This window comes from Brevibacterium sp. S22, assembly GCF_004745485.1.
Classification (GTDB): Bacteria; Actinomycetota; Actinomycetes; order Actinomycetales; family Brevibacteriaceae; genus Brevibacterium.
The window spans coordinates 207,619-230,427 of sequence record NZ_RHFG01000003.1; the positions used below are offsets into that span (position 1 = coordinate 207,619).

Annotated in this window: 22 protein-coding genes; all 22 read right to left on the reverse strand. The window is 66.1% G+C overall.

The window, feature by feature from the left end; all coding sequences use genetic code 11:
• Positions 1-11: 11 nt before the first annotated feature.
• On the reverse strand, positions 12-1,217 hold the full coding sequence (gene metK, locus EB835_RS05005) for a methionine adenosyltransferase (RefSeq protein WP_135808375.1): 1,206 nt from the start codon (positions 1,215-1,217) through the stop codon (positions 12-14).
• Positions 1,214-2,488, reverse strand: a complete 1,275-nt coding sequence (gene coaBC / locus EB835_RS05010) for a bifunctional phosphopantothenoylcysteine decarboxylase/phosphopantothenate--cysteine ligase CoaBC (protein ID WP_135808376.1) — start codon at positions 2,486-2,488, stop codon at positions 1,214-1,216. The genes metK and coaBC overlap by 4 nt, the downstream gene beginning before the upstream one ends.
• Complete coding sequence (rpoZ, locus tag EB835_RS05015) at positions 2,485-2,820, reverse strand: DNA-directed RNA polymerase subunit omega (RefSeq protein WP_240688554.1); 336 nt, start codon at positions 2,818-2,820, stop codon at positions 2,485-2,487. The genes coaBC and rpoZ overlap by 4 nt, the downstream gene beginning before the upstream one ends.
• Before the next feature lie 12 nt (positions 2,821-2,832).
• The gene (gene gmk / locus EB835_RS05020; RefSeq protein ID WP_135808378.1) at positions 2,833-3,396 is read right to left on the reverse strand and encodes a guanylate kinase; all 564 of its coding nucleotides are present in this window, start codon (positions 3,394-3,396) and stop codon (positions 2,833-2,835) included.
• A gap of 19 nt (positions 3,397-3,415) precedes the next feature.
• A complete protein-coding gene (gene mihF / locus EB835_RS05025) occupies positions 3,416-3,727 on the reverse strand; it encodes an integration host factor, actinobacterial type (protein ID WP_135808379.1) in 312 nt (103 codons plus the stop codon).
• Between the two features lie 173 nt (positions 3,728-3,900).
• A complete protein-coding gene (gene pyrF / locus EB835_RS05030; protein WP_135808380.1) occupies positions 3,901-4,746 on the reverse strand; it encodes an orotidine-5'-phosphate decarboxylase in 846 nt (281 codons plus the stop codon).
• A complete protein-coding gene (gene carB, locus EB835_RS05035; RefSeq protein WP_135808381.1) occupies positions 4,746-8,021 on the reverse strand; it encodes a carbamoyl-phosphate synthase large subunit in 3,276 nt (1,091 codons plus the stop codon). Before carB ends, pyrF begins: the two co-directional genes overlap by 1 nt.
• A gap of 12 nt (positions 8,022-8,033) precedes the next feature.
• Positions 8,034-9,194, reverse strand: a complete 1,161-nt coding sequence (gene carA / locus EB835_RS05040; RefSeq protein WP_135808382.1) for a glutamine-hydrolyzing carbamoyl-phosphate synthase small subunit — start codon at positions 9,192-9,194, stop codon at positions 8,034-8,036.
• Entirely contained in the window at positions 9,191-9,685 is a 495-nt protein-coding gene (locus EB835_RS05045) for a PH-like domain-containing protein (protein ID WP_135808383.1), read from the reverse strand. The genes carA and EB835_RS05045 overlap by 4 nt, the downstream gene beginning before the upstream one ends.
• Entirely contained in the window at positions 9,670-10,983 is a 1,314-nt protein-coding gene (locus tag EB835_RS05050) for a dihydroorotase (protein WP_135808384.1), read from the reverse strand. Before EB835_RS05050 ends, EB835_RS05045 begins: the two co-directional genes overlap by 16 nt.
• Positions 10,976-11,956, reverse strand: a complete 981-nt coding sequence (locus EB835_RS05055) for an aspartate carbamoyltransferase catalytic subunit (protein WP_135808385.1) — start codon at positions 11,954-11,956, stop codon at positions 10,976-10,978. Before EB835_RS05055 ends, EB835_RS05050 begins: the two co-directional genes overlap by 8 nt.
• Positions 11,953-12,504, reverse strand: a complete 552-nt coding sequence (gene pyrR / locus EB835_RS05060; protein WP_135808386.1) for a bifunctional pyr operon transcriptional regulator/uracil phosphoribosyltransferase PyrR — start codon at positions 12,502-12,504, stop codon at positions 11,953-11,955. The genes EB835_RS05055 and pyrR overlap by 4 nt, the downstream gene beginning before the upstream one ends.
• A gap of 110 nt (positions 12,505-12,614) precedes the next feature.
• Positions 12,615-13,025 (reverse strand): transcription antitermination factor NusB, encoded by a 411-nt coding sequence (gene nusB, locus EB835_RS05065; protein WP_135808387.1) that lies wholly within the window; start codon positions 13,023-13,025, stop codon positions 12,615-12,617.
• Positions 13,026-13,586, reverse strand: a complete 561-nt coding sequence (gene efp, locus EB835_RS05070; RefSeq protein WP_135808388.1) for an elongation factor P — start codon at positions 13,584-13,586, stop codon at positions 13,026-13,028.
• A 147-nt stretch (positions 13,587-13,733) separates the two neighbouring features.
• Positions 13,734-14,849 carry a 3-dehydroquinate synthase gene (aroB, locus tag EB835_RS05075; protein WP_135808462.1) on the reverse strand — a complete coding sequence of 372 codons (1,116 nt, stop codon included), beginning with the start codon at positions 14,847-14,849 and terminating at the stop codon, positions 13,734-13,736.
• A 160-nt stretch (positions 14,850-15,009) separates the two neighbouring features.
• Positions 15,010-15,648, reverse strand: coding sequence for a shikimate kinase (locus EB835_RS05080; RefSeq protein ID WP_135808389.1), 639 nt, complete (start codon positions 15,646-15,648; stop codon positions 15,010-15,012).
• The gene (gene aroC / locus EB835_RS05085; protein WP_135808390.1) at positions 15,645-16,844 is read right to left on the reverse strand and encodes a chorismate synthase; all 1,200 of its coding nucleotides are present in this window, start codon (positions 16,842-16,844) and stop codon (positions 15,645-15,647) included. The genes EB835_RS05080 and aroC overlap by 4 nt, the downstream gene beginning before the upstream one ends.
• A 10-nt stretch (positions 16,845-16,854) precedes the next feature.
• Complete coding sequence (locus EB835_RS05090; protein ID WP_135808391.1) at positions 16,855-17,568, reverse strand: prepilin peptidase; 714 nt, start codon at positions 17,566-17,568, stop codon at positions 16,855-16,857.
• Between the two features lie 10 nt (positions 17,569-17,578).
• Entirely contained in the window at positions 17,579-18,481 is a 903-nt protein-coding gene (locus EB835_RS05095; RefSeq protein WP_135808392.1) for a shikimate dehydrogenase family protein, read from the reverse strand.
• 3 nt (positions 18,482-18,484) lie between these two features.
• On the reverse strand, positions 18,485-19,621 hold the full coding sequence (gene mltG / locus EB835_RS05100; protein ID WP_135808393.1) for an endolytic transglycosylase MltG: 1,137 nt from the start codon (positions 19,619-19,621) through the stop codon (positions 18,485-18,487).
• On the reverse strand, positions 19,618-20,094 hold the full coding sequence (gene ruvX / locus EB835_RS05105) for a Holliday junction resolvase RuvX (protein ID WP_135808394.1): 477 nt from the start codon (positions 20,092-20,094) through the stop codon (positions 19,618-19,620). Before ruvX ends, mltG begins: the two co-directional genes overlap by 4 nt.
• Complete coding sequence (gene alaS, locus EB835_RS05110; RefSeq protein WP_135808395.1) at positions 20,091-22,745, reverse strand: alanine--tRNA ligase; 2,655 nt, start codon at positions 22,743-22,745, stop codon at positions 20,091-20,093. The genes ruvX and alaS overlap by 4 nt, the downstream gene beginning before the upstream one ends.
• Positions 22,746-22,809: the final 64 nt, after the last annotated feature.

Consider the following 22,809-nt stretch of genomic DNA (forward strand, 5'->3'; position numbering starts at 1 on the left):
CCGACGGCAGACTAGTTGGAGGACACGGCGCGCAGCAGATCCTCGGCGCGGTCCGTGACCTCCCAGGTGAAGTCGGGCAGTTCGCGGCCGAAGTGGCCGTAGGTCGAGGTCTGCAGGTAGATCGGACGCAGCAGGTCGAGTTCCTGGATGATCATCGCAGGGCGGAGGTCGAAGACCTCACGGATGGCTGCCGAGATTGCTGTCGGGTCCACCTTCTCCGTTCCGAAGGTCTCGACGTACAGGCCCATCGGATCGACTCGTCCGATCGCATAGGACACCTGCACCTCCGCCCGGTCGGCCAGACCGGCGGCGACGACGTTCTTCGCCACCCAGCGCATGGCGTAGGCAGCCGAACGGTCGACCTTTGAAGGATCCTTGCCGGAGAACGCACCTCCGCCGTGCCGGGAGAATCCGCCGTAGGTGTCGACGATGATCTTCCGCCCGGTCAGACCGGCATCACCCATCGGTCCGCCCGTGACGAAGGGGCCGGCGGGGTTGATGTGGATGTTGGTGCCCGAGACGTCGAGACCTGAGTCGGAGATGACCGGGTCAATGACGAGTTCCCTGATCTCCGTGTGCAGCTGGGACTGACTGGTCTCTGCCGAATGCTGGGTGGAGACGACGACGTTCTCGATCGATACGGCCTCATCACCGTCGTAGCCCAGCGTCAGCTGCGTCTTCCCGTCCGGGCGCAGGTAGTCGAGTCGGCCGGATCTGCGCACGGCAGAGAGCTGCTCTGCCATCCGGGAGGCCAGGTGGATGGGCAGCGGCATGAGCACATCGGTGGAGTTGTCGGCATAGCCGAACATCAGTCCCTGGTCGCCCGCGCCGAGGCTGGTGCCGTGGTCGGAGGATGCGACGGCTTCACGGAAGTCCAGGGGGTTCGTCACACCGGAGTGGATGTCCGTGGACTGGCTGCCGATGGACACGGAGACTCCGCAGGAGTGCCCGTCGAAGCCGGTGTCCGAGGAGTCGTAGCCGATTCCGGTGATGAGGTTGCGCACAATGCCGGCGACGTCCGCGTACGCAGCAGTGTTGACCTCACCGGCGACGTGGACGAGGCCGGTGGTGACCATGGTCTCCACGGCCACTTTGGCGTTGGGGTCCTGGCGGAGGAGGTCGTCGAGCACCGCATCGCTGATCTGATCGCAGATCTTGTCGGGATGCCCCTCGGTGACGGACTCGGATGAGAAGAAACGCAGATTTGTGTGTGTCACGTTGTCGATTCTACGTGGGTGAGCTGAGCAGACAGGGCCGCGATGACCTTTTGTGAAACATCATCCTTCGACCCGACGAATTCCTCACCGACGGCGATCTCGCCGTCGTCGGAGGAGATGATCTGGACCATGGTGTCATCGTGGCCGAAGGCACGGTCGTCGGAGACGTCGTTGAACACGAGCAGGTCGACGCCCTTGCGTCGGAATTTGGCTCGCGCATAGTCGAGCGCGGTGGTGTCGGCGTCACCGGTTTCGGCGGCGAATCCGACGATGATCTGATCGCCGAGGCGGGTCTGCCGGCCACGCTCGTCGACGAGTCCGCGCAGGATGTCCGGGTTCTGTACCAGTCGCAGAGTCAGCCCGTCGTCTCCGGACTTCTTCATCTTCGAGTCGGTGGCCTCCGCAGGCCGGTAGTCGGCGACGGCTGCGGCCATGATGATCGCGTCGGCGTGTGTCTGGGCCGTGTGCATCGCCGCCTGCAGCTCCAGGGTGGATTCGACAGGAGTGATCGTGATGCCTGCGGGCAGTCCGGACAGCAGTCCCGAATCGATGTTCGCGGCGACGAGGTCCACGTGCGAACCGGCGGCATGGGCGGCCTTGGCCAGGGCGATGCCTTGTTTGCCCGAAGACCGGTTGCCGAGGAACCGGACGGGGTCGAGTGCTTCCCGGGTGCCTCCGGCGCTGATGACGATGCGGCGGCCGGACAGCGGTCGGGTCTCTGTGCTCGACTGTTCGGGCCGCGTCCGGTCGGTTTGCCTGGAGAGAGCGAAGTCGACGATGTCCTCGGGTTCGGGCAGGCGTCCGGGACCGGAGTCGGGGCCGGTGAGGCGCCCGACGGCGGGGTCGAGGACGTGGATGCCGCGGGACCGCAGTGTCGCGATGTTCGCCACGGTGGCGGGGTTGAGCCACATCTCCGTGTGCATGGCCGGGGCCACGACCACCTCGGCGGTGGTGGTGAGCACGGAGGCGGTGAGCAGATCATCGGCTCTTCCGGCAGCGATCTTCGCGATCAGATCGGCGGTCGCCGGGGCGATGATGACGAGGTCGGCTTCCTGTCCGATCCGGACATGGTTGACGGTGTCGACCTCGTCGAAGACGTCGGTGGTCACGGTCTGGCCGGACAGGGCCTCGAGCGTGGGGGCACCGATGAATTTCAGCGCGTTGGCCGTCGGGACGACCTTGACGCTGTGGTCGAGCTCCCGGAGTCGCCGGATGACGTGTGCCGCCTTATAGGCGGCGATCCCACCGGCGACGCCGAGTACTACTCTCACTGGTCGCTGAAGTCGATCGCGCCGTCGGGACTCACAGGAGCGGTGGCTTCGGGCTCGGGTGCGGCCTGGATGAAGTCGGCTTCGGAGACCTCGCGGGCGACGATCTTCGATTCGTTGACCTCACGCAGAGCGATCGACAGAGGCTTCTCGTTCGTGCCCGGTGTGACGAGCGGACCGACGTTCTCGAGCAGTCCCTCCTGCAGCTGAGCGTAGTACGAGTTGATCTGACGGGCGCGCTTTGCCGCGATCGAGACCAGTTCGTACTTCGAACCGGTCACGCTCAGCAGATCGTCGATCGGAGGATTAGTGATGCCTTCAGGCTGTGCGGGCAAGGAGATTCCCATCTAATCGGAGGTGGATATACCCATCAATGATAGGAGTTCTTCGGCCGCAGTGCGAACGTGGTCGTTCACGATGGTCACGTCGAACTCGGATTCGGCGGCCAATTCGCGTTTCGCGGTGGCCAGCCGACGCTGCTGCTCCTCTTCCGTTTCGGTGCCGCGGCCGGTCAGTCGGGAGACGAGTTCATCCCAGCTGGGCGGAGCGAGGAAGACGAAGCGCGCCTCAGGCATCTTCTCTTTCACCTGGCGGGCACCCTGCAGGTCGATCTCGAGCAGTGCGGGAATCCCCTGCTCGAGCTTCTCCTCCACCGGGGCCGCGGGTGTGCCGTAGCGGTGGCGTCCGTGGACGACGGCGTATTCGAGCAGCCGACCCTCGGCGATGAGGGCGTCGAACGCATCGTCGGAGAGGAAGTGATAATGGACACCGTCGAACTCACCGGGGCGTCTGGGCCTGGTCGTGGCCGACACGGAGAACCAGACCTCGGGGTGGTTCTGCCGAATATAGGTGCTGATGGTGCCTTTTCCCACAGCGGTCGGACCCGCGAGGACGGTGAGTCGATTATTCACAGATCTGAGGTTGTCACACTCAGGAATATTTCTCCAACAGGGCGGACTTCTGATGCACGCCCAGACCCTTGATCCGCCGGGAGGTGGCGATGCCGACCTCGTCCATAGCGGCTTCGGCTCGCCGGTCACCGACTCCGGGCAGCGATCTCAGCAGATCGAGCACACGCATCTTCGCCAGTGCTTCGTCATCAGCCGCCTTCTTGAGCACGGCGGCGAGATCGGTGTCTCCGTTCTTCAGCGCCGACTTCACTTCGGCTCGTGCCTGACGTGCCTTGAACGCTTTGTCCAGCGCAGCGGAACGCTGTTGCGGGGTCAACGGTTCGAGTGCCACTTTGTCTCCTCTGTCACCATGAACGGGCAGGTAGGGAAGTTGTCTCAGTCTAAGACAAAATCCCTGCCGAGAGGCGATATGGACGGAAATTTATGGCCCGGCGAGCCGGATTCACCTGCGGGCAGACCACCGAATCCGGTGTCCGGACCGTCCAGCGATACGGACACCGACGCTCAGTCCATTGCCGTCAGCGCACGGTTGAGCGCAACCGCGGAGTCGGCCAGACCCTCGGGCCCGGCGCCGAGCACTGCCCGGGACGCTGTGGCGAGCACCTGTCTCGAGGCCAAGGCTCGGTCGCCGAAGACCTCGCGCAGCTCGGCCAGACCGGCACCCTGAGCGCCGACGCCCGGGGCGAGGATCGGTCCCCCGCAGTCGCTGGGATCGATGCCGAGGTCCTTCGCCGCACGCCCGATGGTCGCTCCGACGACGAGTCCGTAGGGACCGAGCTCAGCGGAGGAACCGAATGTGTGAGCATTGCGCTGCCGCACCTGGGACACGATCGATCCCGCCACCGAAGTGCCGCCGGCTCCGGCGTGTTGGACCTCGGCGCCTTCCGGGTTCGAGGTCAGCGCGAGGACGAACACGCCCTTGCCGTGGGCGTCAGCGAGAGCGAACGCCGGCTCCAGCGCGCCGAAGCCGAGGTAGGGCGAGGCCGTGATCGAATCCGCTGCCAGCGGCGAGGCCGGATCGAGGTAGGCCTTCGCATAGGCGCCCATGGTCGACCCGATATCACCGCGTTTGATGTCGAGGACGGTGAGCAGCCCGGCTTCCCTGGCCGCGGCCAGGGTCTCTTCGAGAGCGGCGACCCCCGCGGAGCCGTACTGTTCGAAGAACGCGGACTGCGGTTTCACCGCGGCGACCGTCCCCTTGAGCTCGGAGACCGTGCGGAGAGCGAACTCTCGCACGCCTGCGGCACTGGCCGGCAGCCCCCAGGAGGCCAGGAGGTGCTCGTGCGGGTCGATGCCCACACACAGCGGTCCGTGCTCGTCCATGGCGGCTGCCAGTCGGGTACCGAACATCAGGCGCTCCAGTCCTGCAGGCTGCGCACGTCGAACTTCGAGTCCCGGATGACCTCGAGCGAGGTCACGGCGGCGGCGAATTCGGCGAGAGTCGTGATCAGCGGCACCGAGTTCGCGGTCGCAGCGGCCCGGATCTCGTACCCGTCGGCACGTTCCTGCCGACCCGAGGGGACGTTGATGACCATGTCGATGGTGCCTGCGGTGAGGTAGTCGATGACCGTGCGGTCCTCGGCGTCGGCCTCGAAGTGCTTGTGCACCTGAGTGGTCTTTATCCCGTAGCGGGAGAGCACTGCCGCGGTGCCGGTGGTCGCGACGACGTCGAAGCCCATGTCGATGAGCTCCTTGACCGGAAGCACCATGGCCCGTTTGTCCCGATCGGCCACGGAGACGAACACGGTGCCCGAGGTCGGCAGCTTCACGGATGCGCCGAGGAGGCCCTTTGCGAAGGCGGTCGGGAAGTTGTGGTCGATGCCCATGACCTCACCCGTCGAGCGCATCTCGGGTCCGAGGATCGAGTCGACGATCTTGCCTTCGACGGTGGTGAACCGGCGGAACGGCAGGACCGCCTCCTTGACGGCGATCGGATGGGTCAGCGGCAGGGTCGAGCCATCGCCCTCTGCGGCCAGCAGGCCACCGCGCAGATCGTCGATCGACCGTCCCACGGCGATGAGAGCCGCGGCCTTGGCCAGCTGGGTGGAGGTCGCCTTCGAGACGAAGGGCACGGTCCGTGACGCCCGCGGGTTGGCTTCGATGACGTGGAGGACGTCGGCGGCGATCGCGAACTGGATGTTGAGCAGTCCGCGCACACCCACTCCCTCGGCGATGGCTTTTGTGCCCTGGCGGACGCGTTCGAGCACATCGTCGCCCAGGGTCAGCGGGGGCAGCACACAGGCCGAGTCACCGGAGTGGATTCCGGCCTCCTCGATGTGTTCCATGATTCCGCCGATATAGACCTCGCTGCCGTCGAAGAGGGCGTCGACGTCGATCTCGATGGCGTCTTCGAGGAACCGGTCGACGAGGACCGGACGGTCGGTCGAGATCTCCGTGGCACTGGCCATGTAGTCGAGCAGCTGTGTGCGGTCGTAGACGATCTGCATTCCGCGGCCGCCGAGGACGTAGGAGGGGCGCACGAGGACCGGGTAGCCGATGTTCTCGGCGATCGCGGCGGCTTCGGCAGCGGTCACCGCGGTGCCGTGCTTGGGTGCGGTGAGTCCGGCCCTCTCCAGCACAGCGCCGAACTCTCCGCGGTCCTCGGCCAGGTCGATGGCTTCGGGCTGAGTGCCGAGCACCGGCACGCCTGCGGCCTTGAGCTTGTCGGCCAGCCCCAGCGGGGTCTGTCCCCCGAGGGTGCACACGACGCCGAGGACCTCACCGGCGGCGAGCTCCGCGTGGTAGACCTCCATGACGTCTTCGAACGTCAGGGGTTCGAAGTACAGACGATCGGCGGTGTCGTAGTCGGTCGACACGGTCTCGGGGTTGCAGTTGACCATGATCGTCTCGTACCCGGCCGAACCGATCGCCATGGTGGCGTGCACGCACGAGTAGTCGAACTCGATTCCCTGTCCGATCCGATTCGGTCCGGAGCCGAGGATGATCACGGCAGGTCGGTCACGGGGCGCGACCTCGGTCTCGGTGTCGTAGCTCGAGTAGTGGTACGGCGTGTGTGCTTCGAATTCGCCGGCGCAGGTGTCGACTGTCTTGAACACCGGACGCACGCGCAGAGCGTGGCGGATGCCGGTGACGACACCGGTGTCGAGGACACGCAGGGCCGCGATCTGCTCATCGGAGAAGCCGTGGTTCTTCGCAACCCTCAAGACCTGCTCGTCGAGTTCGTCGGCGTCGCGGATCACCGCGGCGACCTCGTTGATGAGCTGGATCTGGTCGAGGTACCAGGGGTCGATCTCGCAGGCGTCGAAGACCTCTGCCGCACTCAGCCCGGCGGCGAGGCCGCGCTGGACCGAATGGATGCGGTCAGCAGTGGCGTGCGAGATGGCTTCGAGGACGGATTCGCGGACCTCGTCGTCGGAGACGTCGGGCAGGTCGTTCCAGCTGAAGGAAGCGTCCTTCTGCTCGAGTGAGCGCATCGCCTTCTGCAGTGCGGTGGTGAAGTTGCGCCCCAGGGCCATGACTTCGCCGACCGATTTCATCGTCGTCGTCAGGGTCGGATCCGCTGCCGGGAACTTCTCGAAGGTGAAGCGTGGGATCTTCACGACCACATAGTCCAGGGTCGGTTCGAAGCTGGCCGGGGTGACCTTCGTGATGTCGTTGGGGATCTCGTCGAGCGAGTAGCCGACGGCGAGCTTCGCGGCCATCTTCGCGATCGGGAAGCCCGTGGCCTTCGATGCCAGGGCCGAAGACCGGGACACGCGAGGGTTCATCTCGATGGTGATGATGCGTCCGGTCTTCGGGTCGACGGCGAACTGGATGTTGCATCCGCCGGTGTCCACGCCCACGGCGCGGATGATGGCGATGCCGATATCGCGCATCGACTGGTATTCCCGGTCGGTCAGGGTCAGGGCGGGTGCCACGGTGATCGAGTCACCGGTGTGCACGCCGACGGGATCGACGTTCTCGATCGAGCACACGACGACGACGTTGTCCTTGTTGTCGCGCATGAGCTCGAGTTCGTACTCCTTCCACCCGAGGATCGATTCCTCGAGCAGCACCTCGTGGGTGATCGAGTCGGACAGACCGGCCCCGGCGATGCGGCGCAGATCGGCTTCGTCATAGGCCATGCCCGAGCCGAGGCCGCCCATGGTGAACGAGGGGCGGACGACGACCGGGTAGTTGAGCTCCTCGGCCGCGGCCAGAGCTTCGTCGAGGGTGTGGCAGATGGCCGAGCGGGCCACCTCGGCGCCGCAGTCTTCGGCGATGTCCTTGAACTTCTGCCGGTCCTCGCCACGCTGGATGGCGTCGACATCGGCGCCGATGAGTTCGACACCGTACTTCTCGAGCACTCCCGCGTCGTGGAGGGCGATGGCAGCGTTGAGCGCGGTCTGTCCACCGAGGGTGGGCAGGAGCGCATCGGGACGCTCCTTCTCGATGATCGTCTCGATCACCTGCGGATCGATGGGCTCGACGTAGGTGGCGTCGGCGATGTCCGGATCGGTCATGATCGTCGCCGGGTTCGAGTTGATGAGGATGACGCGCAGGCCTTCGGAGCGCAGCACGCGGCAGGCCTGGGTCCCCGAGTAGTCGAACTCGCAGGCCTGACCGATGACGATCGGGCCGGAGCCGATGACGAGGACGGATGTGAGGTCTTGTCTCAGTGGCATTGGGTGTTCTCCTTAGGCCTGGGCAGCCGAATCGGCCTGGGAAGCGGACATGAGATCGACGAAGCGATCGAACAGGTAGCTCGAATCATGCGGGCCGGCCGCAGCCTCGGGGTGGAATTGGACGGAGAAGGCGGGAATGTCGAGGCAGGAGAGTCCTTCGACGACATCGTCGTTGAGGCACACATGGGAGACGGTCACGCGGCCGTAGTCGGCCGTGTGCGGGGCGATGGTCTCTCCCTGAAGCGGAGCGTCGACGGCGAAGCCGTGGTTCTGCGAGGTGATCTCGACCTTGCCGGTGGCCCGGTCCATGACGGGCACGTTGATCCCGCGGTGGCCGAAGGGCAGCTTATAGGTGCCGAAGCCCAAGGCCCGACCGAGCAGCTGGTTGCCGAAGCAGATTCCGAAGAACGGCAAGCCTGAGTCGAGCACGGCACGCAGCAGTTCGACTTGGTCGTCTGCGGCGGCGGGGTCGCCGGGACCATTGGAGAAGAAGACTCCGTCGACGCCCAGGGCCTGGATCTCTTCGACGCTGATCGTCGACGGCAGCAGGTGGACGTCGATTCCGCGTTCGGTCAGTCGCTGCGGTGTCATCGATTTGATGCCGAGATCGACAGCGGCGACGCTGAACCTCTTCTCCCCGCGGGCGGGGATGAGCGTGGGTTCGGTGATCGAGACTTCGTCGACGAGGTTGGCTCCGGCCATCTGCGGTGAGGCGAGGACACGGGCGAGGAGTTCGGACTCGGACGCCTCGGCGGCGGGGCCGGAGAAGATGCCGACTCGCATGGCGCCCTTGTCGCGCAGATGCCGGGTCAGGGCTCGGGTGTCGACATCGGAGATGCCGACGATCCCGGACTCGGTCAGCCAGTCGACGAGGTCGCCTTCGGCCCGCCAGTTCGACGAGATCCGGGAGGCGTCACGGACGACATAGCCGGCCGCCCAGATCCGGGCGGATTCGTCATCGGTGCGGTTGATGCCGGTGTTGCCGATGTGCGGAGCGGCCTGGATGACGATCTGCCGGTGGTAGGACGGGTCGGTCAGCGTCTCCTGGTAGCCGGACATGGCAGTGACGAACACGGCCTCGCCGGTGGTCTCGCCAACGTGTCCGTAAGCGGATCCGTGGAAGGTCCGTCCGTCTTCGAGGACGAGAACGGCGGGGATGGTGGAAAAGCTCATTGTGCCTCTTCGATCATTTCGCGGATGCGGTCGACGGTGGGGGTGGTGGATGCGGCGTAGCGGGCACGGAATCCCGTGTCGACGAGGGTGTCGCCGAGGTGCCAGGTGATGCGGATGATGCCTCCGCGTTCGACGAATTTGCCGATCATCCCGTTCGTGGTGTCCACGGAGACGATGTCGCGGCGCGGGATGAGGAAGTCCTCGCGGCCGGCCAGGTCCATGATCACTCCCCCGTCGGTGACGACGAGTTCCCCGGTGGTGCGGATGCCCAGACCGTGGACGGCGACACGTTCGAGCGGATGTCCGGCCTTCGTCGTCGACACATAGGAGCCTTCGACGGGATCGGACACGGGCTTGATGCCCAGATGGGGCTTCGGCGGGGTGACGACTTCCGCCTGTGCCCGTTTGCGTCGGCTCCATCCCCATGCGATCGCGACGATCACGAGGAGGATGACTGCGGCGACGATGAGTGTGCCTACTGTTCGGTCCATGTTGCTCCTGCCGGGTGGGGTGTGGTGAGTGCCCCTGCGGCCAGTACCCGGTGGCCGTAGAAGAAGGTGTCGGTGACCTGTGCGGTCACTTCGACGCCGGCGAAGGGATTGTTGCGTCCCTTCGTGGCGTGGTCGGCGGGTTCGATGCGGTGCGGTGCGGTCGGGTCGACGAGGACGATGTTCGCGCTCGCACCGATCTCGAGGCTGCCGTGCCCGGAGGCTCCGGTGATGCGGGCCGGAGCCGAGGACATCACACGGGCCACATCGCCGAAGTCGAAATCGTGGTCGGCCATGGCGGCGACGACGATGGACAGAGCGGATTCCATACCCACCATGCCCATGGCCGCGGCGGTCCATTCGCTGCACTTGTGCTCGGCGGTGTGTGGGGCGTGGTCGGTGCCGACGACGTCGATCGTGCCGTCGGCCAGGGCAGCCCGGAGCGCCTGCACGTCCCGATCGGTGCGCAGCGGCGGATTGACCTTGAACACGGGGTCGAAGGTGCGCACGAGTTCGTCGGTGAGCATGAGATGGTGCGGAGTCACCTCGGCGGTCACGGCGATCCCGCGGGCCTTGGCCCAGCGGATGAGATCGACGCTGCCGGCGGTCGAGACATGGCAGATGTGCAGTCGGGATCCGACGTGTTCGGCCAGGAGCACATCGCGGGCGATGATCGACTCCTCGGCGACGGCGGGCCAGCCGGGCAGTCCGAGTTCGGCCGAGACCGTTCCCTCGTTCATCTGCGCGCCTTCGGTCAGGCGCGGTTCCTGGGCATGTTGGGCGATGATCCCGTCGAAGGTCTTGACGTATTCCAGGGCGCGGCGCATGAGCAGCGGATCGGAGACGCAGATGCCGTCGTCGGAGAACATCCGCACACGGGCACCCGAGCGTGCCATGGCACCCAGTTCGGCCAGCTGCCGACCTTCGAGTCCCGTGGTCACGGCGCCGACGGGAACGACCTCGGTGAATCCGGCGGCGCGGCCCAGCCGGTGCACCTGTTCGACGACGCCGGCGGTGTCGGCCACAGGCGCGGTGTTGGCCATCGCGTGGACGCAGGTGAACCCGCCGGAGGCCGCCGACCGGGACCCGGTGAGGACGGTCTCGGCATCCTCCTTGCCGGGTTCGCGCAGGTGAGTGTGCATGTCGACGAGTCCCGGCAGGGCCACGAGGCCTGCGGCATCGACGGCCTCGCAGTCGCCCGCGGCCAGCAGTTCGGGGTCGACGATGCGGCCGTGCCGAATCGCGATGTCGGCGACGCCGCGTCCGAGCACATCGGCACCGCGGATGAGGTAATCAGTCATTGGTCTCCTCCTGACCGGTCAGCAGACGGTAGAGGACCGCCATGCGCACGCTCACTCCGTTCTCGACTTGGTCGAGGACGAGGGCGCGGGGTGAGTCCGCTGCATCAGCGGAGATTTCGAAACCGCGGTTCATGGGGCCCGGGTGCATGATGAAGGTCGACTCGGGCAGTGTGGCCAGTCGGGCCGCGCTCAGTCCCCACAGACGCGCGTATTCGCGTTCGTTGGGGAAGAAGGATTCTTCCATCCGCTCCTGCTGGACCCGCAGCATCATCACCGCCGCGAAGTCCTCGGTGCTCAGTGCCGCATCGAAGTCGAAGTGAACGGTCACCGGCCAGTCGTCGACTCCCCAGGGCAGCAGGGTGGGTGGGGCGATGAGGTGGACGTCCGCACCGAGGCGGGCAAGCAGGTGGACATTCGACCGGGCCACCCGGGAGTGCAGGATATCGCCGACGATGGCGACCTTCGCGCCGTCGAGTCCCTGACCACGCGGTCCCCCGGTCACCGGCCCCGAGGCGGGGACTCCGGCCAGTGCCCGGCGCAGGGTGAACGCGTCGAGCAGGGCCTGGGTGGGGTGTTCATGCGTGCCGTCTCCGGCGTTGACGACGGGGACGTCGATCCACCCGGTGTGGGCGAGGCGATGGGCGGTCCCGGCCCCGGAGTGGCGGACGACGATGGCGTCGGCGCCCATGGCCGAGATCGTCTGGATGGTGTCCTGGAGGCTCTCGCCCTTCGACACGGACGAACCTTTGGCGGAGAAGTTGAGCACATCCGCCGACAGCCGTTTGGCGGCGGCTTCGAAGGACAGTCGTGTGCGGGTGGAGTCTTCGAAGAACAGGTTGACCACGGTGCGTCCGCGCAGCACGGGCAGCTTCTTGACTTCGCGCTGCGAGACGAGAGTCATCTCTTCGGCGATGTCGAGGATGGCGATGGCGTCCTCACGGCTGAGCGCGGCGGTGTCGAGCAGATGCTTCATTCGCGACCTCCGGAGATGGTCACGGCATCGTCTCCGTCGATTTCGGTCAGGGAGACGTTGACTCGTTCGCTGCTCGACGTCGGCAGGTTCTTGCCCACATGGTCGGCGCGGATGGGCAGGTCGCGGTGGCCGCGGTCGACGAGGACGGCGAGACGGACTTTGGCAGGACGGCCGACATCGGCGAGAGCATCGAGCCCGGCGCGGATGGTGCGTCCGGAGAAGAGCACATCGTCGACGAGGACGACGGTCTTCGCGTCGATTCCCGCACTCGGGATGGAGGTGGGCTCCGGTGCCCGGTAGGAGCCGCCGCGCAGGTCATCGCGGTACATCGTGATGTCGAGGCTGCCGGCCAGTTCGACTGCGGTCTCCGGTCTTCCTGCGATCGAGGCGATCGCCTCGGCGAGCCGGTCGGCCAGCGGGACTCCGCGGCGTGGGATGCCGAGGAGGACGAGGTCGTCGCTGCCCTTATTGGATTCGATGATCTCGTGAGCGATGCGGGTGATCGCCCGCGAGATATCGGGGGCGTCCAGCACTGTTCGCTGTGTCATATTTCCCCTTCTCCGCCTCTCTGGACGGTGGTTAAAGGAGTGGTTCGATTCGATTGTAGACCCGGTGGAGCGCCCACCGACGGGCGGGTCCGAACTGCGGACCCGCCGACTCAGATGAGTGTCGGTTTGACGTCGAGGATGCGTGAGAGCAGGCCGGAGACGAAACCGGGTGAGTCATCTGTGGAGAACTGCCTAGCCAGGGACACTGCTTCGTCGATGGCCACCTTGTCGGGGACCTCGTCGTTGAACAGCATCTCCCAGGTTCCGATCTCCAACAGCGACCGGTCGACGGCCGGCATCCGATCCAGGGTCCAGCCCTGCGCGTAGGTGGAGATGATCTCGTCGATCTCCGCCTGCTTCTCGGTGATGCCTCTGACGATCTCGACCGCGTATTCCTTCATCGGGTAGTCGGGATCGTTCGACCGCATGGTGACGAGTTCGTCCATGGCCAATCGGCGCTGCCCGGCTTCGAAGAGCAGCTCAAGAGCCCGGCGACGGGCTCGGGTGCGTGCCGATGCCACTTACTTGACGCGTCCGAGGTAGTCGCCGCTGCGGGTGTCCACCTTGACCTTGGTGCCCTCTTCGAGGAACAGGGGCACCTGGATCTCGTAGCCGGTCTCGAGAGTCGCCGGCTTCGAACCGCCGGTGGAACGGTCGCCCTGCAGGCCGGGTTCGGTGTGGGTGATGGTCAGCTCGACCGAGGGCGGCATCTCCACCGACAGCGGGGTGCCTTCGTGGAAGGAGATCTGCAGCTCCTGGTTCTCGAGCATGTAGTTCGCAGCATCACCGACGAGCTCCGTGGAGATGGTGACCTGGTCGTAGTCCTCGGAGTCCATGAACACGTAGTCGGTGCCGTCGTGGTAGAGGTACTGCATATCGCGGCGGTCGACGTTCGCGGTCTCGACCTTGGTGCCGGCGTTGAAGGTCTTGTCGATGATCTTGCCGCTCGTCACGCTCTTGAGTTTGGTGCGAACGAACGCCGGCCCCTTGCCGGGCTTGACGTGCTGGAACTCCAGCACCTGCCACAGCTGGTTGTCGAGGTTGAGCACAAGGCCGTTCTTCAGGTCGTTCGTTGTCGCCACTAATTCGTCCTTCTTCGGTTCAGTCCTGATCACCCAACGGTGATCGCAGTCGGCAAGGCGCGCCTGTCCGCCCCGAGGTGCGGGGTCGACGAACGCGCCACTGGGCAAGTCTAGCAAGCCCAGCGGGAGGCTTCCATCCGAGTGGACTCAGCCGAGGCTGATGCCGAGGGGAACTGTCGGCGAATCCTCGCCGATCTCCTGGTAGGCGGTGAAGAGGATCGAGGCATCGGGGATCTCGACGGTGCTGGGTTCGCCGATGCCGGACAGCAGCACCATCCGCAGCATCGCCCCGCGGGACTTCTTGTCCCTCTTCATCGTGTCCAGCAGCTGCGGCCACACATCGGAGCGGTAGCCGACGGGCAGTCCGAGCTTGCCGAGCAGCTCGCGATGGAGGTCGACGACTTCATAGGGCAGGCTCTTGATCATCGAGGCCACCTCGGCGGCGAAGACCATGCCCACGGATACCGCGGCACCGTGGCGCCACTGGTAGCGCTCCTTGTGTTCGATCGCATGTCCCAGCGTGTGGCCGTAGTTGAGGATCTCCCGGCGTCCGGACTCCTTGAAATCGTTGGAGACGACATCGGCTTTGACCCGGATGGAGCGTTCGATGAGTTCGCGCAGCACGGGCCCGTGCACATCGGCGATCTCATCCTTCGAATGGTTCGAGACGAGCTCGAGGATCTCGGGGTCGGCGATGAATCCGGTCTTGACCACCTCGGCGAGGCCGGTGAACAGTTCGTTCTCCGGCAGCGTCCCCAGTGTGTCCAGGTCGACGAGGACTCCGGCGGGGGCGTGGAAGAACCCGACGAGGTTCTTGCCTTCGGCGGTGTTGATTCCGGTTTTGCCGCCGACGGAGGCGTCGACCATGCCGAGGACCGTCGTGGGAATGTGGATGACCTTGATTCCGCGCAGCCAGGTGGCGGCGACGAACCCGCCGAGGTCGCTCACGGCTCCTCCGCCGACGGTGACGACGGCATCGGTGCGGGTGAAGTCGGACTGGCCGAGGACCTGCCAGCAGAAGGCCGCGACCTGGACGTGCTTGGCCTCTTCGGCGTCGGGGATCTCCGCGGCCACGGCCTCGAGGCCGGCGGCTGCGAGGTCGTCGCGGACGGTCTCACCGGTGGTGCGCAGGGCCCGGGGATGGATGACGAGGACCTTCTCCACGCGGTTTCCGAGCAGCTCGGGCAGTTCGCCGAGCAGTCCCTGGCCGACGAGGACGGGATAGTTCCCGCCGGCTTCCACATTGATGCGTGTGAGGCTCATTCGTCCGTCTTCCTGATCGTTCATCGTCTTCTCTCAAGCGCTGTTCGGGTGGTGGGTGCACTGAGTGGAGGCATCGAATCCACCGACCGGACCCAGCCTAGCCCTCACAGGCGCCCGGCGGCGAAACGTCTGACCGGGAGTCTCACCGCCGGGTCTGAGCTCAGTCCTCGTCTCGGGGTCCTTCGTCGTCCGGGTTCGCATACTTCGCGTACTCCTCGGCTCGCTGCAGGCCAGTGAGGACGTCGACGACCCGGTTGACGACCGTCGACGGCGGTGAGTTCGAGGCCAGCACCCGGAAGGTCGCAACCTGTTCGTACAGCGGTTCGCGTTCGTTGACCAGCGCCAGCCAGTTCTCCACCGCGCTTCCGGCGCCGCGCAGCAGCGGCCGATGCGGGGCGGTGAGCCTCTGCGCCACGGTGTCGACATCGATATCGATGTGCACGACCTTGATCGCCGGATGTTTCAGCTGTGCCCGGGTGCCGGGGTTGAGGATCGCTCCTCCGCCCAGCGACACGATGCCCGGCCGATCGAGCAGACGACGCAGCGCTCTGCGCACGACCTCCCGTTCGATCCGTCGGAAATGGTCTTCGCCGCGCTCGACGAAGATCTCCGAGATGACCCCGTACTGGTCGACGATGTTCGCGTCCGTATCCGTCAGCGGCAGGGCGAGCCTGTCGGCGAGCAGCCGGCCGATCGTCGATTTCCCTGCCGCCGGCGGGCCGGAGAGCACGATGCGCGAGAGCGCAGCAGGCACCGGTTCCAGGGGTGGAACCGGTTTGGGCAGCGGGGTGTGGTTCATTGCCCGATGCGGAGGTTCTCCGGAATGGCCGCGACATAGGCGTCCAGGTTCCGCTTGGTCTCGGCAACCGAGTCTCCGCCGAACTTCTCGATGACCGCCTCGGCGAGCACCAGCGCCACCATGGCCTCGGCCACGACCCCGGAGGCGGGCACTGCGCAGACGTCGGAGCGCTGGTGGTTCGCCTTCGCGGCTTCACCGGTTTCGATGTCGACGGTGGCCAGGGCGCGCGGGACGGTGGCGATCGGCTTCATCCCCGCCCGCACACGCAGCGGACCGCCCGTGGACATTCCGCCCTCGGTGCCGCCGGCACGGTTGCTCGTGCGGCGGAACCCGTCGTCGCCGACGGCGAGTTCGTCGTGAGCCTTCGAGCCGGGACGCTTCGTGGTGAGGAACCCGTCCCCGACCTCGACTCCCTTGATCGCCTGGATGCCCATGAGGGCGCCGGCCAGGCGGGAGTCGAGGCGACGGTCCCAGTGGACGTGGGAGCCGAGTCCCGGAGGAAGATCGTAGGCGAGGACTTCGACGACTCCGCCGAGCGTGTCCCCGGACTTCTTCGCCGCGTCGATCTCGGTCACCATCGCCGCCGAGAGTTCGGTGTCGAAGCAGCGGACCGGATCGGCGTCCAGGGCCTCGACGTCGGCCGCAGTCGGCAGTTCCGGCAGCGCATCGGCGGCGTGTTCGGCGCCGCCGATGGCCACGGTGTGGGAGACGAGGGTGATGCCCAGTTCGGCGAGGAGATTCGCAGCCACGGTGCCCAGCGCCACGCGCATCGCAGTCTCCCGGGCCGAGGCGCGTTCGAGCACGGGGCGGGCCTCGTCGAAACCGTATTTCTGCATGCCGACGATATCGGCATGCCCCGGACGCGGCCGGGTCAGAGGGGCGTTGCGTGCCAGCCCCTCGAGCTCGGCCGTGTCGACGGGGTCCGGGCTCATCACGGATTCCCACTTCGGCCATTCGGTGTTGCCGACCTCGATCGCCACGGGTGAGCCCAAGGTCTCCCCGTGTCGGACGCCGCCGAGGAGGCGCACCTCGTCGGCTTCGAACTTCATTCGTGCGCCGCGGCCATAGCCGAGTCGGCGGCGAGCCAAGCTCGCTCGAATATCGTCCCTGGTGATCGGTACATGGGCGGGAAGCCCTTCAATGATCCCGGTCAGCGCTTCGCCGTGGGATTCGCCTGCAGTCAGCCATCTCAACATTCCACCGATTCTACAAAAGGATCGGACCGAACAGGCACCCGAGCCACATGCCGGATAGCATGGCGGGTCCGAAAGCGATGGTCACCCCGCGCACCCGACCGGCTCGAATCGCGCCGAAGAGCGCCCAGATCCCGCTGATGAGCATCATCGCCACGAGGACGAGGACCGCGGCGAAGGGTTGGAAGAGAGCGGCGGTGGAGAACACGACGAAGGCGAGTTTGACGTCGCCGAGGCCCATGGTCCGTGCGTTCATGACCCGTCCCAGCAGGTGCACACCGGCGAAGAAGATGGTCGCGATGATCCCGGCGAAGAGGACGAGGAACCACACGCTCGTGCCGCCCAGCACCGAGGCGAGAACAGCGGTGACGACGCCGATGCCGATGAGCGGCCAGACGATCCGATCAGGCAGGCGCCGGACCACGATGTCGGTGTGCACGAGGAACGGGGTGGCCCCGGCGACCGAGCCCAGCAGGAGTGCTGCGCCGATGTGGTCGGCCGGAGTCGTCAGCACCTCGCCGACGGGGAGGGCGAGTCCGCCGAGCGCGGCGATGAGGGTTCCGGCGATGACGAGTCCGAAACTCCTGCGGGAACCTTCGAGCACGACGGCGTGAGCATCATCGGCGATCCAGGTGCGCAGGGTGCGCGCCAGCATCAGGCCGACGGCCACGGCGATGAGTACGGTCAGGCCGATGACCATCCCGTGCATCACCCCGACCTCCACCATGGCGACTCCCTCAGGCCCGGGCCGAAGGATGCTGGTCACTCAGGGCCGAGTACATGGCGTGGGTGATGCGGTCCCGCAGACCCGGCTTCTGTGTGTCGGTCGCGAGTCCTTCCTCGGCGTCTCCCGCGGCCGCCCGTGCCGCGCCGAGGAACATCTCGAACTGGGCGACGGCCTGTTCGACGAGCATGGCGGTTCCGGACACTGGTCGCAGACCGTGGGCGGCGGCCGCGGCGAGGAAGGTCGAAGCACCGGCGTAGGCGACGTCGAGGGCGATGTCACCGGCGGTGAACGAATCGTCCCAGACCGGGTCGGGGGCCGCCTCGGCGGGCAGGGTGGAGATGACGAACCTCGACGCGCCGAGGCGGGTCAGGTCCCCCACCGAGGCGGTCAGTCCGATGCGCTCGGCCAGGTCGAGGACCCGGCGGGCGCGGTCGGGGCTGCGGACGCGGAAGTCCACATGGGTGATCCCGAGATCGTGGCAGGCCACGAGCGCCGAGGCGGCGGTGGCTCCGGCCCCGAGGATCGTCGCCCGGCCGGCTCCCGCACTCGCGACTTCCGCATCTGTGTGCGCAGAGATCGCACGCACGATGCCTTCGACGTCGGTGTTCGTCACCTGCACCTGACCGTCGCGGCGGACAAGGGTATTGCCGGCGGCCGTCAGTGCAGCCGTCTCATCGACGCTCCACCCGCGTTCGGCGGCGAGGGTGACGAGCCGGTCCTTCAGCGGCATCGTCAGCGAGAACCCGGTGTGGTCGGGAGAGGAGTCGAGGAAGCTCTCGAGGTCATCGGCTCCGAGCTCGAACCGGGAGTATTCGCTGGACGCCATGCCGAGGGCCGCGAAGGCGGCCCGATGGAGCAGCGGGGACTTCGAATGTGCGATCGGTGAACCGAGCACCGCGGCGACAATCCTCACTGGCTATCCGTCGTCCTTGCTGTGCTCGCGCAGCCACTTGCGGTAGATCTCGACGTTCTTCTTGTGGTCCTCGTAGTTGTCGGCGAACTTCGTCTCCCCCGTATCCGGGTTCGTTGCGACGAAGAACTGCCAATCACCGTCGGCGGGGTCGAGCGCGGCTTCGACAGCTCCTCGGCTCGGCGAGTTGATCGGGCCGGGAGGCAGGCCCTTCTTCTTGTACGTGTTGTACGGCGAGTCCGATTGGCGTTCCTTCTTCGTCGTCGTCAGGTCGGAGCGGGCACCGTGGATATAGGCCACGGTCGCGTCCGATTGGAGCAATCCTCCCGTCTGAGACTTCTCGGAGATGCGGTTGAGGAAGGACCGGGCCACCTTCGACCGCACCTCGGAGTCTCCCGGGGATTCCTTCTCCACGAGGCTCGCCAGGGTGAGGATGCGGTTGGCGTCCTTGTTCTCGATCCCCAGTTCGCCGAGTTCGGTCTCGGTCTTATCGACCATGTTCTGGACGATGTCTTCGGCTGTCTTCTGCTTGTTCATGTCGTACGTCGCCGGGTAGAGGTAGCCTTCGAGGCTCGGGGCCTCGATGTCGAGTCCGTAGTCCTGCGGCGTCTTGTCGTCGATGGCTTTGTCGACCTCGTCGGCGTTCATTCCCGACTCGATCATGATCGCCTTGATCTCTTCGACCTGTTTGCCTTCGGCGACCGTGATCTTCGGCGGGGCGATGGGGTTGATGAGCGCTTCGACCGCGGCCTTCGAGCTCATCTTCTCCCGCATCGTCCACGTTCCTGCCTGGATGGTGGCATCACGGCGTTCGACCTCGTCGAGGAAGGGATCGGAGTTCATGATCACTCCGGCTTCGACGAGCTGATTGGCCACAGTGCGCGCCGAGGAGCCGGGAGCGATTTCGATCGACACCTCGTTCGTTCCCTGACCTTCATAGTCGCCTTTGGGTCCGAACAGGTCTTCGAAGACTCCCCCGGCGGCGCGCACACCGAAGAATCCCCCGATGCTGAAGACGAGGACGCAGATGATCACGATCGTCGTCGTCCGGCGCCGGCGCATCATTCTGCGCCGCTTCTTCGCACGGACCTCCGCGCGGGTCAGTCCTTCGTCGGACGAGAATTCTTCGGTGATCGGGCTCATTCGTCGTTCTCCTCGTCGGGCATCTCACGGCCGGCGGGGACACCGGTGTTGTGTTCGTACTCGAGGGCGTTCTGGAGGATGATCACGGCGGCTTGGGCGTCGACGATCTCGCGTCGCTGGCGCGATGACTTTCCGGCTGCGGCGAGAGCGTGGTGGGCTTCGACCGTGGTGAATCGTTCGTCGACGAGGCGGACCGATGTGCCGGTGGCCGCGGAGATCCGGCGGGCGAAGTCCAGCGCCGAGGTGGCTGCGGCCCGCGCGGCCCCGTCGAGCGACTTCGGGTCCCCCACCAGGAGTTCGATGGGTTCGTACTCGTCGACGATGTCGCGCAGCTGTTTCAGCGCCGCCGGTTCGTCTGTGCGACGCACGACGGTGAGCGGGGTGGCCAGAATCCCGTCGGGGTCGCTGGCGGCGACACCGATCCGGACCGAACCGATGTCGAGACCCAGCCGGCGACCTCGGCGGAAACTCACTGGATGGCTGCCTTGACTGCCGCGATGGCGGACGGGATCGCTGCGGGGCTGCTGCCTCCGCCCTGCGCGAGGTCGGGCTTGCCGCCGCCTCCGCCGCCGAGTTCGCCGCAGGCCAGCGACACGAGCCTGCCGGCCTGCAGACCGGCGGCGCGGGCCGCCTCGGTGGTGGCGATGACGACGACGGGTTTGCCGTTGCTGACTCCGATGCCGACGATCACGGCCTGACGGCCCGAGACCCGGTTGCGCAGGTCGGTCACCAGTGTGCGGATGTCTCCGGCGTTGGCGATATCGCCGAGTTCGGCCTGCACGAACAGCGTCTGGCCCACGGTCTGTGCCTCATCGAGGAACTTCCCGGCCGAGGCCAGCAGCTGTTGGGCGCCCAGCCGAGCGATCTCCTTCTCCGCGTCCTTGAGCCTGCTCATCAGATCGGAGACGCGGGAGGGGACATCGGTGCCGGGAACCTTGAGCATCTCCGACAAGGAGGACACGATGGTCCGTTCGGCAGCCAGAGAGCGGAAGGCGTCCATGCCGACGGAGGCCTCGATGCGGCGGACTCCGGAGCCGACGGAGGCTTCGGAGAGCACGGAGATCGGTCCGACCTCGGCGGAGCCGCCGACATGGGTGCCCCCGCAGAGTTCGCGGGAGAAGGGTCCGCCGATGTCGACGACGCGCACCACGTTCGGGTACTTCTCGCCGAAGAGGGCCATGGCACCGGACTTCTTCGCATCATCGAAGGACATGTATTCGGTGCCGACCTCGTAGTTCGAGCGCACCGCGAGGTTCGCGACCTCTTCGATCTCGGCCCGCATCTGGGTGCTCGGGGCTTCGGGGAACGAGTAGTCGAAGCGCATGTATCCGGGTTGGTTGAGTGATCCGGCCTGCACGGCGTGGCTGCCGAGGATCTCCCGCAGCGCAGCGTGGACGAGGTGGGTGGCGGTATGGGCCTGTGCACCTTGGAACCGGTGGTCGTGGTCGACGGCGGCGAGGACTTCGTCGCCGACGCGCAGTTCCCCGTCGATGACCTCGACGCGGTGGGCGGGCAGACCCTTGATCGGGTTCTGCACGTCGGTGACGCGAGCGGTGAAGCCATGCCCGGAGATGAGGCCGATATCGGCGCGCTGGCCGCCGGACTCGGCGTAGAACGGGGTGAGGTCGAGGACGACGTCCCCGCTCTGGCCGGTGGTGAGCACCTCGGCCCCGACACCGTCGGTGACGATCCCACGGACTCGGGAGTCGGCTTCGAGCCGGTCATAGCCGACGAATTCGCTGGTGCCGTCCTCGAGCAGCGCCGAATAGGCGGACAGGTCGGTGTGGCCACCGCCCTTTTTCGCCTTGGCATCGGCCTTGGCACGGGTCCGCTGCTGATCCATGAGCTCGCGGAAGCCGGCCTCATCGACGTTCAGCCCGGCCTCGGAGGCCATTTCGAGGGTGAGGTCGATGGGGAATCCGTGGGTGTCGTGGAGGGCGAAGGCGATGTCTCCGCTGATGGTCTTGTCCCCACCGCTGACCGACTGAGCGGCATTGGTGAACAGCTGGGTGCCGGATTCGAGGGTGCGCAGGAACGCCTTCTCCTCGGCGAAGGCCACCCGCGAGATCCGGTCGAAGTCGGTTTCGAGTTCGGGGTAGGACAGCTTCATGGCCTGCATGGATACCGGCAGCAGCTCGGGCAGGACCTCTTCCTTGACTCCGAGCAGGCGCATGGCGCGCACAGCACGGCGAAGCAGACGACGGAGGATGTATCCGCGGCCTTCGTTGCCGGGGCGGACTCCGTCGCCGATGATGATCAGGGCCGAACGGACGTGGTCGGCGACGACGCGCAGCTGCACATCGGCGTGCTCGTCTTCACCGTAGCTCCGACCGGCCAAGCGGCTGGCGGCCTCGATGACGGGGTAGACCTCGTCGATCTCGTACATGTTCTCCACGCCCTGGAGCAGGAAGGCGACACGTTCGAGTCCCATACCCGTATCGATGTTCTTCGCGGGCAGGTCACCGGCGATGTCGAAATCGACCTTCGAACGGACATCGGAGAGTTCGAACTCCATGAACACGAGATTCCAGATCTCGATATACCGGTCTTCGTCGGCCACCGGTCCGCCCTCGACGCCGTAGGCGGGGCCGCGGTCGAAGTAGATCTCGGAGCAGTAGCCTCCGGGGCCGGGCTGGCCGGTATGCCAGAAGTTGTCTTCATTGTCGCGCAGCTGGATGCGCTCCCGGGGAACGGAGGTCTCCTCGAGCCACATGTCGATGGTCTCGGCATCGTCCTCGTGCACCGTCGCCCACAGCAGGTCCGGATCGAAGCCCAGCCCGCCCTCGGCGACGGGGTTCGTCAGCAGTCCCCAGGCGAACTTGATGGCATCGCGCTTGAAGTAGTCGCCGAACGAGAAGTTGCCGTTCATCTGGAAGAACGTGCCGTGACGGGTCGTCTTGCCGACCTCTTCGATGTCTCCGGTGCGCACACACTTCTGCACACTGGTGGCGCGGTTGAACGGTGCCGGTTCACGACCTGTCAGGTAGGGAATGAACTGCACCATTCCCGCGATGTTGAACAGGATGGACGGATCGGAGCTGATCACCGACGCCGAGGGGACCACGGTGTGCCCGTTCGCTTCGAAGTAGTCCAACCAGCGTTGTTTGATCTCTGCCGTCTTCAATCCAAGGCCTTTCAGATATTGCCTGTGCGTCTGCACCCGACGCTTACTCGTGCGTACCCGCACT